Source organism: Bacteroides sp. RCH18, assembly GCF_058231005.1.
In genome coordinates this window covers 1,671,215-1,685,123 of record NZ_JBIPTC010000001.1, presented here as the reverse complement: position 1 = coordinate 1,685,123, position 13,909 = coordinate 1,671,215, and the positions used below count along the sequence as shown (strand labels likewise).

Below are 13,909 nucleotides of genomic sequence, written 5' to 3'. Positions count from 1 at the left end.
AAATTAATTTCTTAAAATGAATCAAAAGTCGGCATAACATACGGAAAATGACAATATCCGTGTTATGTCTTTTTTTATTCCAATTTATGAAAAACCCCTTCACTTCTGCCTTATTTCCTGAATACCAGTCCTCTTCCGATGTTTTCGTTGAAAAAAGTTCCCTGTTTCGCTTGTCCTTTGTTTGTGAGTTACCTAAGAAGTAACGGATAAACATGGGGTAAAAAAACATGATTTTAAGAAAAAAGAAATCACTCAATGCTGGGCCTATTTATGGGACAGGGGAAGGCGTAGCACACTCAAAACGCTGGTATGTTGCTTTGGTTCGGATGCATCATGAAAAGAAGGTTTCCGAGCATCTGGACAAGATGGGTATCGAGAATTTCGTTCCCGTTCAACAGGAATTCCACCAATGGAGCGACCGTCGCAAGCTGGTCACCTCCGTCTTGCTTCCTATGATGGTCTTCGTACACGTTGACCCTAGGGAACGCATGGAAGTCCTGAGTTTTTCTACTGTGAGCCGTTACATGGTGATGCGCGGCGAGAGTAGTCCTGCCGTAATCCCTGACGAGCAGATGGCCCGTTTCCGTTTCATGCTTGATTATTCAGAAGAATCGATAAGCATGAACAGTGCCCCTTTGGCCCGTGGCGAAAAGGTCCGTGTGATTAAAGGCCCCCTGACGGGCCTTGTTGGCGAACTGGTTAATGTGGATGGCAAGAGTAAGATCGCCGTTCGCCTGAATATGCTGGGATGTGCCTGTGTGGATATGCCTGTCGGTTATGTAGAGCCTATTATGGCGGCTGTTTAAGGCAAGGGATATGGATGCCGTTATTTTACAGGAAAACATAGAGGGTTTATTAAGTTTGGTGCGCATGCTGCTTCCTGGTGAGGGGAGTGCAGGCCACGTGTATCTGGATGACCTTTCAGCATTACAACAATCCATCCACGAACAGATAAACGATTTATATTCACAACGGGGGGAGACACCGGAACAGGATGCTACCCTGTGTTTGGCCATCCTTCAGGGATATAATGTGTCGATGTACGCCAATCCGGAAGACGAGGATAGAAAACGGTCTGTCTTGCAGCGTTCTCTGACCCTCCTTGATGCTCTTCCCCCTTCTCTTCTTAAACAACAGTTGTCTGCGGTCTGTCACGGTATGCAGGAACTGTGTGAAACCAACTAACTTTTTTATTTGTCAATGAAAATACAACGACTTTTTAGCATTCTACTTTTTTGTTCTATGCTGGGAAGTGGCTCGCTTATGGCCCAGTCCATGAGTGACTCACAGGTACTGGAATATGTAAAGGACGGTATCCGGCAAGGCAAGGAACAGAAACAGCTTGCTTCCGAACTTGCGCGTAAAGGTGTGACCAAGGAACAGGCTATGCGTGTGAAGCAGCTCTATGAGCAGCAGAACAATGTAAACACCTCCCAATCCACGGGTACGGATATCAACGAGTCCCGCCTTCGTGAAGAGACTAAGGAGAATACTTCCGACATGCTGGAGGATCATCCGACTACGGAAGATTTGGCCCGTGAGGACCAGGTTTTCGGGCGCAATATCTTCAATACCCGCAACCTGACGTTCGAGCCTAGTGTCAACCTTGCCACTCCTGCCAACTACCGCCTGGGTCCCGGTGATGAAGTCATCATCGATATCTGGGGTGCGAGCCAGAACACGATCCGCCAGCAAATCTCTCCTGAAGGCACCATCAACATTCAGAAGATCGGTCCTGTCAACCTTAGCGGTATGACAGTCTCCGCCGCCAACGACTATCTGAAGAACGCCCTGAATAAGATCTATAACGGTCTGAACAATACTACCGACCCTACTTCCGACATCCGTCTGACTTTGGGTAATATCCGTACTATCCAGATCAACGTGATGGGAGAGGTCGTACAGCCGGGTACCTACGCCCTTTCTTCCTTCTCTACCGTCTTCCACGCGCTTTATCGTGCAGGCGGTGTGAGTGATATCGGCAGCCTTCGAAACGTTCAGTTGGTACGCAACGGAAAGAATATCGCCACCATCGACGTCTACGAATTTATTATGAAAGGCAACACACAGGATGACATCCGCCTTCAGGAAGGTGACGTGGTTATCGTCCCCGCCTACGATGTCTTGGTAAAGATCAGCGGCAAGGTAAAACGTCCTATGCGTTTCGAAATGAAGAAAGACGAGAACCTTGCCACTTTAATCAAATATGCCGGCGGCTTTGAAGCTGACGCCTACACCCGTTCATTACGTGTTGTCCGTCAGAATGGTGAGGAATACGAGGTCAACACGGTCAAGGATATGGACTACAGCATCTACACAATGCGTAACGGTGACGTTGTAACAGCCGAAGCCATCCTTAACCGCTTCACAAACAAACTGGAAATCCGTGGCGCTGTCTATCGTCCCGGCATCTACCAGCTCAGCGGTAAACTGAATACGATCCGCGAACTTGTCCATGAAGCCCAGGGCCTGACCGGTGACGCTTTCCTGAATCGTGCTGTCCTCTATCGCCAGCGTGAAGACCTGACCAGTGAAGTTGTTCAGATAGACATCAGGTCTATCATGAACGGTACTTCCCCGAACCTCGCCCTGATGAAGAATGACATCCTCTACATTCCAAGTATCCATGACCTGGAAGACCGGGGTAATGTCACAGTTCACGGTGAAGTCGCGCACCCCGATTCCTATCCTTATGCTGATAACATGACACTTGAGGATCTGATCATCCAGGCCGGTGGCTTGAAAGAAGCCGCCTCTACTGTCCGTATTGATGTGTCGAGACGAATCAAGAATCCCCGTAGTACCGCGGATAATGATACGATCGGTCAGATGTATACCTTCTCTTTAAAGGATGGTTTTGTCATCGACGGTCAGCCCGGTTTTATCCTTCAGCCTTATGACGAAGTTTATGTCCGTCGCAGTCCGGGTTATCAGGCACAACAGAATGTAGTCATTGATGGTGAAATCCTTTTCGGAGGAAATTACGCCATGACCAGCCGTGAGGAACGTCTTTCCGATCTGGTGAATAAAGCGGGTGGTCCTACTAACCTTGCCTATCTTCGTGGTGCGAAATTGACCCGTGTGGCAAGTGCGGGTGAGAAGAAACGTATGGGTGATGTGATTCGCCTGATGAGCAGACAATTGGGTGAGGCCATGATTGACTCTTTGGGTATTGGTGTTGAGGATACCTTTACGGTAGGCATTGATCTGGAGAAGGCTTTGACTAATCCTAAGGGTAGTGCCGACCTTGTCTTACGTGAAGGTGATGTGGTCTTCATACCAAAGAATAATAATACTGTGACTATCAATGGTGCTGTCATGGTCCCCAATACGGTTTCTTATATGAAGGGAAAGGATGTGGATTATTACCTGAATCAGGCCGGTGGCTATTCTGATAATGCAAGGAAGAGTAAGAAATTCATTGTTTACATGAATGGTCAGGTGACTAAGGTTAAGGGTAGTGGTAAGAAACAGATTGAGCCGGGATGTGAGATTATCGTACCTAGTAAGGCTAAGAAGAAAGGGAACATAGCTAATATTTTAGGTTATGCTACTTCTTTCAGTTCTTTGGGGATGATGATTGCTTCTATTGCTAATTTGATAAAAAAATAGCTTGTTATGGAGGAGGAAAATATAAGGAAAAATAAAACGATGAGTGTTTGCGAGCGTACAGGGGAAGAATTAGAAATTGATCTGAAAGTTTTTTTTTATAATATTATTTATATTCGTAAGTCATTGTATAAAGCTGCAGGAATTGGGTTGATTATTGGAATTATTGTAGCATTTAGTATACCTAAAAGATATACTGCTAATATTATACTTTCTCCGGAAATGGGAAGTGATAAAGGAGGAGGAATGGCTGGACTGGCTGCTTCTTTCTTTGGTAACGGAGTTGTTACAAGCGATGTTGATGCGTTAAATACCTCTCTTTCATCAGATATAGTTGCTTCTACTCCTTTTTTAATTGAACTTCTTGCAATTAAATTGCCTGTATTAGATGGGGACAAATCATTGACTTTAGATGCTTATTTGGATAAGCAAATTTCTCCATGGTGGAATTATATTCTAGGTATTCCTAATATGATAATTGATGGGACTAAGTCCTTGTTTATTGATGATGATAAGCCTACTTCTAATAAAAGAAAACAAGATGTGATTGAATTAACAAGTGAGGAAAATGCTAAAATTAATGCTCTTCGTAATAGTATAACTGTTGAAATAAATAAGAAAACGGCTATTACCAAAGTTTCTGTCACTTTACAAAATCCTCAAGTAGCTGCTGTTGTAGTAGATTCTGCAGTTAATAGGTTGCAGGAATATATTATTGGTTATCGTACTTTTAAGGCAAAAGAAGATTGTTCATACTTAGAAAATTTATTTAAAGAGCGACAACTGGAATATTATATGGCTCAAAATAAATATGTCACTTATGTAGATAGTCATGATAATCTGATACTTCAAAGTGTTCGTGCAGAGCAAGAACGTTTGCAAAATGATATGAATTTAGCGTATCAGGTCTATAGCCAAGTAGCTACCCAATTGCAAATTGCGCGAGCTAAGGTACAAGAAGAAAAACCAGTTTTTGCAGTGATTGAGCCAGCGGTTGTACCTTTATATTCTTCAAGTCTAGGAATGAAAGTATATGTTTTAATATTTATGTTTCTAGCTATTTTTTCTACTGCTATCTGGATATTACTAGGTAAGAGAATAATGGATAATTTGAAAAATGAAATTAGCAAATAGAATTCATAGCTTCCACTAGGGAAATGTGAACTTTTCGCATGAATTATATTGTAGATAATAAGCGTATAGCTAGAAATACATTATTCCTTTATTTCCGTATGTTTATAACTATGGGAATAAGTTTATATACAAGTCGTTTAGTCTTGAATATATTAGGAGTTGATGATTTTGGAATTTATAATGTAGTAGGTGGAGTTGTTGCTATGTTTTCTGTTATTTCAGGTTCATTATCTACTGCAATTAGTCGTTTTATAACTTTTGAATTAGGACGTGATAGTAAAGATAGACTAAAAACAATATTCTCGTCGGCAGTAACTGTACAAGTAATAATCGCTTTACTTGTATGTCTTTTGGTTGAAATATGTGGGGTTTGGTTTTTAAATAATAAAATGAACATTCCAATAGAAAAGATGGAAGCTGCTAATTGGGTATTGCAATGTTCTATGTTGATTTTTATGATTAACCTGATTAGTGTTCCTTATAATGCTGCTATTATTGCACATGAACAAATGAAAGTTTTTGCTTATATAAGTATCTTAGAAGTTTTGTTGAAACTTGGCGTTGTTTTTATTTTATATGTTACTTTATTTGAGAAGTTGATTTTATATGCAATATTGTTATTATTTGTAGCATTCATAATCCAAATGACTTATGTTTTATATTGCAAGAAGCATTTTGAAGAATGTACTTATCGTTTTGTTTACGAAAAATCTCTTTTAAAAGAAATGCTTAGTTTTGCAGGATGGAATTTCATAGGTTCTTCTGCTACTGTATTTCGTGATCAGGGAGTTAATATTGCTATTAATATTTTTTGTGGTCCGGCGGTAAACGCAGCTCGTGGAATATCACTTCAAGTAAATGCTGCTATTTCAGGATTTGTGAATAACTTTATGACAGCATTGAATCCTCAAATTATAAAATCCTATGCAATCGGGGAGTCTTCACATATGATGACTTTAATTTATCAAGGAGCACGTTTGTCGTTTTATATGTTACTTTTATTGTCACTTCCTGTGATAATTGAGGCTAATAGCATTTTAAATGTTTGGCTTGTTACTGTTCCAGAATATACTGTAACTTTTATTAGGTTAGTTTTAGTCCTAACTCTATTCGAATCGTTATCAAATCCACTTGTGACAGCTATGCTTGCAACTGGAAAAATAAGAAATTATCAATTAGTTGTAGGTGGCTTGCAAATGCTTAATTTCCCTTTTTCTTATATGTTGTTATATTGGGGACTTTTTCCGGAAATAACTTTGGTTGTGGCTATTGTTATTTCTCAATGTTGCCTAATTGCTCGTGTATTTATGTTGCGAGGCGAAATAGAAATATCGCCTTTGTCGTATTTTAAGAGAGTGTATTTGAATATATTAGTAGTTTCTATTTGCTCTTCGATTCTTCCTATTTGTGTCTATTATCACTTACCAATGGGAGGAATTCGTTTTGTATTGGTTGTGGGATGTAGTTTATTGTGTTCTTTATTGGCTATATTGTATATCGGTTGTTCTTCGAGCGAGAGAAGTTTTGTGGCGCAAAAGATTATTTTATTAAAAAATCGAATGCTATCTTAATGTTTTCGCACTAATATATTTTATGTGGCACTAAAGTCTGTATATCAATATAATATTAGCTACATTTTTTTATAAATTATAATTTTTATGTCTCATATCATTAATCAATTACGTAAGAATGGAGTAATGTATTACTGCATAAAATATTTTGTTGGTCGTCCTTTTCATCTCCTAAAATATGCTTATTATTTGTTTTGGGAGTTAGTTGATAAGGATGCTATAACTGTCTCGGCTTGTATATCGCCTTCAAGAGGATATTATAAGTTTACTAATAATAATTGGGGCGATGATGTGAGTCTTATAATTGCTGCTTTAGTAAGTAAAAGGAGAATTATTCCTTATCAATACTCTTTGTTTTCTCGATATGGTAAAAAAAAGAATTATTTATGTATTGGAAGTATTATTCCTTGGTTAATACATAAAAGGAGTATTGTTTGGGGTAGTGGTATTGGAGTTTCTAGTTTGGAAATGGAGTTGAAACCACTAGAAATTTTTTCTGTTCGCGGTCCCTTAACTAGAGAGTATTTTCTTAAAAAAGGCTTAGATTGTCCTGCTGTCTATGGAGATCCAGCACTTCTTTTCCCTTTATTTTATTCTCCTGTAATGAAGAAGAAATATAAAATTGGTATTATTCTTCATTATAATGATTGCATTGAAAGAAATTATAAGATTTTATCAGAATATTCAAAAGAAGATGTATGTCTTATCAGTTTGGATAGCTATAATAACTGGAAGTATTTTATTGACGCTGTATGTAGTTGTGATTTCATTTTATCTACTTCTTTACATGGAGTTATAATTGCGGACACTTATTCTGTTCCTAATATTTGGTGTGAATTCACTTATCGTGTAGAAGAAAATGGTTTAAAATTTAGAGATTATTATTTATCAGTGGGTAAAGAATTTACTGAGCCGGTCTTGAAAGTAGATCATTATATATCAATCAATTCGTTGTTGGAATATAAGAAAGTATGGACAGCAAATAGAATTGATTTAAATGCTATCCTTTCAGCTTGTCCATTTAGAAAGAAGAATTAGTTATGATTACAATATTTACCTCTACCTATAATCGTTGTCATACGTTAGAACGTTTATACGAAAGTCTCTGTCGACAGACCTCTTTTGATTTTGAATGGTTAGTTGTAGATGATGGTAGTACAGATGATACAAAAGAATATATTCAATCGTTGTCAGAAGATAGATTTGCAATTCGCTATTATTATCAACCAAATGGTGGTAAGCATCGTGCGATAAATCGAGGAGTAAAATTAGCTAACGGAGAGTGGTTTTTCATTGTCGATAGTGATGATTATTTAACAGATGATGCTGTCTTACTTCTTGATAAATTTTTGAAAGATATAGAAGGTGATAATAAATATTGTGGCGTTGTAGCTTTGAGAGTTAGTCATAACTATGAAACAGTGGGTACTCCATGTAAATATGAGATTTTGGATACTGATTTTTTATCTTATCGAACAAAATATAAAATAAGAGGTGATAGAGCGGAAGTTGTACGTACATCCATTATGAAAGAATATCCTTTTCCAGAAATAGAAAAAGAAAATTTTTGTACAGAAGCTGTTGTATGGAACAGAATTGCTCAAAGATATATGGCAAGATATGTGCATGAAGGTTTATATGTTTGTGAGTATTTACCCAGCGGGTTGAGCGATACTTATAGAAAAATAATGGATGAGAGTCCATATTCTTCAATGATTTATACAAAAGAGCTTATTTCGTATAAACAAGTTTCTTTTAAAAATAAATTAAAAATGAGTTTACAATATGTGCATTATTGTAAAATGGCGAAATTTCGTTTAATTCGAGAAACTTATCCATCTTTACAGATAGTTATTTTAATTCCTTTGATGCTTCCTGCTTATATACTTCGCTTTTTTAAAAGAATAATAAAGTAAATAAATATGATACCTAAAGTTGTTCATTATTGTTGGTTTGGTAGAGGGGAAAAACCGGAAATTGTAAAAAAATGCATGAACTCATGGAAGCAGATTCTTTCAGATTACGAAATTAAAGAGTGGAATGAGGATAATTTCGATCTTGATATGTACCCTTATGCTAGAGAAGCTTATAATAGTTGTAAGTTTGCTTTTGTAACAGATATAGTACGTCTGTATGCGCTTTATCATGAAGGTGGCATATACATGGATACAGATGTTGAAGTTGTAAAGACATTAGACCCTTTTTTACATCATTGTGCATTTTTGGGGTTTGAGAGTGATGAAGATCTATCTACAGGAATAATGGCAAGTGAGAAAGGTGGTGTGTGGGTGAAAGAAAATCTAAACCATTATGTAGGTAGGCATTTTATAAAAAAAGATGGTACACTTGATATTACAACTAATGCTATTGTGGTCACAAATGCCTTGTTTGTACATGGTTTGAAACGTGATAATTCTTATCAAGATTTTCCAAGTTTCATTACTATATATCCCAAAGATATATTTAGTCCTAAGTCTTATACCGATGGCAAAATTAGATTAACAGAAAATACTGTCACCATTCATCATTTTGCGGGTTCTTGGGGAACTTTTAGAGATAAAATGAAAAAGAATGTATTTAGATTTATAGCACGAAATAGAGTTTGGTATTGGCTGTATCAAAGGACTTATAAACGAATGAAGCGGAGTTAACTATAGGTGTGTTAGAATTATAATAAGGTGTAAACAGTTAACAAAGATATTTTAAATGAAAGATATATTTGATAAAAAGTTATCAATAATACTCCCCACCTATAATGTTGAACAATACATTGAAAGATGTATTCGTTCGCTTGAAGAACAAGATATTAATGAGGATGAATATGAGATTCTTGTGATAGATGATGGCAGTCCAGACAATTCAGTTTTTATAGTAGAGAAATTGCAAAAAGAATACTCTAATATAACCATATATCATAAGAAAAATGGAGGACTAAGTTCTGCTAGAAACTATGGTATAGAACGTGCGCAAGGAAAATATTGTTGGTTTGTAGATTCAGATGATTATATAGAAAAAAATGTTTTGAAAACCTTGCTGTATCAACTGGAAACATATGAGCTGGATTACATAGGGTTTAATTTATATGATGTTATACAAGGGAAAAAATGCAAAGGTACAGAATGGAGAGAGAAACCTTCGAATGTGATGTCAGGGACAGAATATATAAAAAGCGCTCCTATTGTGAAAAGTGCTTGTGTACATATATTAAAGACGGATATTTATAAAAAAAATAATCTTCGTTTCGTTGAGGGAATTATTCATGAAGATTATGAATTTATGCTGAGAATATATAGGTTCTGTAATAGAATGAAGTTCCTAGAATTACCTGTCTATAATTATGTTATTAGAGAAAGTGGCAGTATAACCACTATAAAAACTTATGCCCAAAATAGATATTCTTTTAATAGTTGGTTTATTGTAATTAATTCTCTTCAAAACTGTTATAGAGATTCATATGATGAATATTCTTGCTATGCTCAAGTATGGATTAATAGTTATAAATACGTTGCTTTAACTAATTTATTAACAAAGGCTCTTCCATTCAAAGAAAAAGAAACTATATATAGCCAATATAAAAATTCTGGCTTTTTTAAGATTGGTGCTAATCACCTTTCTCTGAAAAGGAAAATTCGGATATGGATTTATCGTATTCCTTTTATTTATCTCATCTTAATGTATTTGCTGAATAAAAATGAAAGATAACTTAGAAGGTAGTTCTATAGCTGTTTCTTTGATAATTCCCATTTATAATACAGAACAGTTTATTGAGAGGTGTTTGCGCTCTGTTTTTGAACAAACGTTTGAGAACGTAGAATATATTTTGATTAATGATTGTACTCCGGATAAAAGTATTGAGGTATCTGAACGAGTTATTAAACAATATCCTGATAGAAAGGTAAACATAGTAAATAATCAAAAAAATATAGGTTCAGCTGGTGTCCGTAATATAGGCATTAAAATGGCAAAAGGTGAATATATTATCTTCATTGATAGTGATGATTATGTAGAACCTGCAATGTTGGAGGAGATGTACCATAAAGCTAAAGTAAGTAGTGCAGATATTGTAATAGCTGATTATTATGTGAATTATCCCCAAAAACAAATCTATAAAAAACAAGTAGCACCAAGTACAGGAGCTGAATGTGCCCGATGGATATTGTCTGGCCGATTACATAGTTCTAATTCTAATAAATTGATAAAAAGGGAACTGTATTTGAATAATAATATATCTTTTATTGAAGGAATTAATATGTGGGAAGATATGTCTACGATTGCACGAATTTGTTATTTAGCAAATAAGGTAGCTTATCTTCCTCAAGCCTATTTACATTACGTACAGTATAATTCAAATTCATATACTACAAATATAACAGAAAAGTCTCTGTTAGATATACAAGCTGTAATTAGTATACTTCGAGATTTTTTTGGTCAGAATAATGACTATCAACAGGATTTAGTTTTTTTGACGTTGAAAGCTAAAGTTGATTTTATAATGCATGCTAAAGGAGATATAAGGAAGAAATTGTGTCAACTATATAATGCGCCTAGAGAGATGATAATAAAACATCCTTCTCTTTCTGTCTTTTATAAGCTGTTACTACTTTTGGAAAAACATAGGCTATATGGCTTTATAGATATTTTTATTGTTCTCTATTTTATAGCGAAAAAAATAGCACTAAAAGTAAAGAAGTAAGAAGTGTTACCATTCTATCTTTTATTTATTTTTCTTTTTATGTCCAGTTTTTGTGATTCTATTCCTGTAAAGTTGGAACAGAAGAAAATATTGTTTTGCATGGTGTTTTTTGCATTAGCCTTATTTGCCGGATTACGTTATAATTTTCCTGATTATAAATCATATTCAGATTTTTTTTACTTATTGAATAATAAATCTGTCATTAGTAGCGAAGGGGATTTGGCTATTGTTGCCAATGATAAAGGCTATATTTATATTAATAAGTTTATAGGCTTGTTTTCCGACAATTCGATACTGTTATTTCTTGTGATGGCATTTTTAAGCGTTGGAATCAATCTTTCTTGTTACAAAAAATATACTCCTTATTTTTTCACGGCTATATTATTTTATTATGTTCATACTTATATTGGGCGGGAATTAATGCAAATTCGAGCAGGGCTTGCGTGCGCTTTGTGCCTTTATAGCATCCGCTATATTGTGAGTAAGAAAATATATCATTTTTTATTTGTTATTCTATTAGCTGCAACAATCCATTTAGCTGCTATAACTTTTCTGATTTCATACTTTCTATGTAATTTGAAGATAGGAGTAAAAACTTTGAGATATCTTATATTAATTTCCTTAGTTATAGGTGTGTGTATGCCACTTGGGCAATTTCTAAAATCTTTGCCGTATATGGAAGGTTTGGATAGGATTCAGAATTATTCAGGATGGGAAGGATTCAATCAAACTTTAGGGGTATTTTCCAATCCTACGGTGTTGAAACAATTAATAGTTTCAGCAGTATGTCTAAAATATTATGATCGTTTAGATAAAAAGGTTTATGCATTTAGGATGCTTGTTACCATTTATGTTTTTTCACTTTGCTGGCTAGTTATTTGGAATGACTTTGGTATTATTGCAGCCCGTATTGCAACTTTCTTTTCTATAGGGGAAGTACTCTTGATTGCTTCATTTTATCAGTTATTATCTTCCAAAAAAACATATGCAGTTATTATAGGATTGGCATCCTTTATATTTTTGACTCTTAACCTTGTGAAAGGTGATTTGAATTATCAATTGGTCTTTTTTAGCTGATGAAAATATTACATATTACAAATAGTTTATCAGAAGGAGGAGTAGAAAGCTTTTTATTAAACCTATTACCTCGACTGAAAGAAAAAGGATATGCGGTAGAGCTTCTAGTATTGAATAGAAATTCAGTATCTATGAAAAAAGTATTTGAGGATAATGGGATAAAAGTAAATATTGGCAAATATAATAATTTATATAATCCTTTTAATGTCTTTGTATTGAGAAAATATCTCACTTATTATGACATTATACATGTCCATCTTTGGCCGGCCCAATTATATATAAGTTTGGGAAAAGTATTGTCGCATTCACATGCGAAATTCATAACAACGGAACACAATAACTTTAATAAAAGAAGAAAATTCAAGGCTTATAGATTTATAGAGCAATGGATGTATAATCAATTTGATATAATTGTAGGAGTTTGTGAAACCTCACGATTTAATTTGTTAAAATGGATAAGACATTCACAAGTAGTAGCCATTCCTAATGCGATTCAATGGGAAGTGTTTAACAAGGCTAAACCATTTGAAAAGAATGAGCTAGGGTTACCTCACTCATCATTTATGATAACAATGACTGCTCGTTTTTTTTCTCAAAAAGACCAACCAACTTTAATCAGGGCTCTTTCATTGTTACCTTCAGACATACATGTTGTTTTTGTTGGCTCTGGTGAATCAATCTTTGAATGTAAAGCTTTGGCAACCGAATTAGGTCTTTCAGAAAGAATACATTTTTTAGGTAGAAGGACAGATGTAAATAGAATATTGAAGACATCTGATTTGTGTGTTTTGTCCACACACTATGAAGGTTTACCTATATCAGTCATAGAATATATGTCTGCGGGAAAAGCAGTTGTAGCAACTGATGTGGATGGAATTAGAGAGCTGATATCTGATGACTGTTTAGCTAAGCCTAATAGTTTCGAAGATATGGCTTTAAAAATTAGACGTCTTTATGGAGATAGGCAATTACTCAATAGGATATCTGAACAGAACTTATTGAACTCTTTTCAATATAATATTGAAGAAATGGTGAATCAATATAATTATATTTATAATAAGGTTTATAATGGATAATCAACTTATTTCAATTATTACTCCCATGTATAATGGGGAAAAATATGTTTCCCAAACAATAGAATCCGTGCTTGCACAAACATATCAGAATTGGGAAATGATTATAGTGGATGATGGATCGAAAGATGCTAGTCCTCAGATTGTGAAAAAATATTCAATTGAGGATGATAGAATAAAATTGGTGCATCAGCAAAATGCAGGTTCTGCTGCAGCAAGAAATAATGCGTTGAGACGTGCGAACGGAAGATATATTTGCTTTCTTGATGCAGATGATTTGTTGGATAACAGTTTTCTTGAGAAACAATTAGAATATTTAAAAAATAAGAAGGTAGGAATTGTGTATGCATCTTATCGTAGGATTGATGAAAATAATAATGAAATACTTAAACCATTTATAGTTCCTGATAAAGTTGATTATAAAGGATTATTAAAAACATGTTCTATGTCTTGTTTGACGACTATGTTTGATAGAGAGAAAATAGGTGAAATGTTTTTTGATGAATCATTAAAGAGTATGAGGGATGATTTTGCTTTTTGGCTCTCAATGTTGAAAAAAATAGATTATGCTTATGGCAATAAGGAAATCTTGGCGTCCTATCGTGTGTTTGCTTCTAGTACTACTGGAAATAAAAAGAAAGTAATTAAGCCTCAATTTATGGTGTATTATAAAGTCGAAAAATTAGGGTTGGTGAAAAGTACATATTATTTTATTCATTGGGCTATTAATGGCTTTTTAAAATATAGATAAA

Annotated in this window: 13 protein-coding genes; all 13 read left to right on the top strand. The window is 35.0% G+C overall.

Annotated elements, in window-relative coordinates; genetic code table 11:
- Positions 1-227 precede the first annotated feature (227 nt).
- On the top strand, positions 228-806 hold the full coding sequence (locus ACHLI0_RS06865) for a UpxY family transcription antiterminator (RefSeq protein ID WP_055301178.1): 579 nt from the start codon (positions 228-230) through the stop codon (positions 804-806).
- A 10-nt stretch (positions 807-816) separates the two neighbouring features.
- On the top strand, positions 817-1,185 hold the full coding sequence (locus ACHLI0_RS06860; protein ID WP_414238310.1) for a UpxZ family transcription anti-terminator antagonist: 369 nt from the start codon (positions 817-819) through the stop codon (positions 1,183-1,185).
- 15 nt (positions 1,186-1,200) lie between these two features.
- The gene (locus tag ACHLI0_RS06855; protein ID WP_490748726.1) at positions 1,201-3,612 is read left to right on the top strand and encodes an SLBB domain-containing protein; all 2,412 of its coding nucleotides are present in this window, start codon (positions 1,201-1,203) and stop codon (positions 3,610-3,612) included.
- Between the two features lie 6 nt (positions 3,613-3,618).
- Positions 3,619-4,743, top strand: a complete 1,125-nt coding sequence (locus ACHLI0_RS06850; RefSeq protein ID WP_490748725.1) for a chain-length determining protein — start codon at positions 3,619-3,621, stop codon at positions 4,741-4,743.
- Positions 4,744-4,781: 38 nt separating this feature from the next.
- Entirely contained in the window at positions 4,782-6,314 is a 1,533-nt protein-coding gene (locus tag ACHLI0_RS06845; protein ID WP_490748724.1) for an MATE family efflux transporter, read from the top strand.
- Positions 6,315-6,401: 87 nt separating this feature from the next.
- Positions 6,402-7,352: a polysaccharide pyruvyl transferase family protein gene (locus ACHLI0_RS06840; protein ID WP_016267022.1), complete on the top strand. Its 951-nt coding sequence runs from the start codon at positions 6,402-6,404 to the stop codon at positions 7,350-7,352.
- Between the two features lie 2 nt (positions 7,353-7,354).
- Entirely contained in the window at positions 7,355-8,230 is an 876-nt protein-coding gene (locus tag ACHLI0_RS06835) for a glycosyltransferase family 2 protein (protein ID WP_490748723.1), read from the top strand.
- 6 nt (positions 8,231-8,236) lie between these two features.
- On the top strand, positions 8,237-8,965 hold the full coding sequence (locus ACHLI0_RS06830; RefSeq protein WP_490748722.1) for a glycosyltransferase family 32 protein: 729 nt from the start codon (positions 8,237-8,239) through the stop codon (positions 8,963-8,965).
- 55 nt (positions 8,966-9,020) lie between these two features.
- On the top strand, positions 9,021-10,016 hold the full coding sequence (locus ACHLI0_RS06825) for a glycosyltransferase family 2 protein (protein WP_490748721.1): 996 nt from the start codon (positions 9,021-9,023) through the stop codon (positions 10,014-10,016).
- Positions 10,006-11,007 carry a glycosyltransferase family 2 protein gene (locus ACHLI0_RS06820; RefSeq protein ID WP_490748720.1) on the top strand — a complete coding sequence of 334 codons (1,002 nt, stop codon included), beginning with the start codon at positions 10,006-10,008 and terminating at the stop codon, positions 11,005-11,007. The genes ACHLI0_RS06825 and ACHLI0_RS06820 overlap by 11 nt, the downstream gene beginning before the upstream one ends.
- Positions 11,008-11,079: 72 nt before the next feature.
- Positions 11,080-12,084, top strand: a complete 1,005-nt coding sequence (locus ACHLI0_RS06815; protein WP_032813265.1) for an EpsG family protein — start codon at positions 11,080-11,082, stop codon at positions 12,082-12,084.
- On the top strand, positions 12,084-13,160 hold the full coding sequence (locus tag ACHLI0_RS06810; RefSeq protein ID WP_490748719.1) for a glycosyltransferase family 4 protein: 1,077 nt from the start codon (positions 12,084-12,086) through the stop codon (positions 13,158-13,160). Before ACHLI0_RS06815 ends, ACHLI0_RS06810 begins: the two co-directional genes overlap by 1 nt.
- Positions 13,153-13,908, top strand: a complete 756-nt coding sequence (locus ACHLI0_RS06805; protein ID WP_016267029.1) for a glycosyltransferase family 2 protein — start codon at positions 13,153-13,155, stop codon at positions 13,906-13,908. The genes ACHLI0_RS06810 and ACHLI0_RS06805 overlap by 8 nt, the downstream gene beginning before the upstream one ends.
- The last annotated feature ends 1 nt before the right edge of the window (position 13,909 follow it).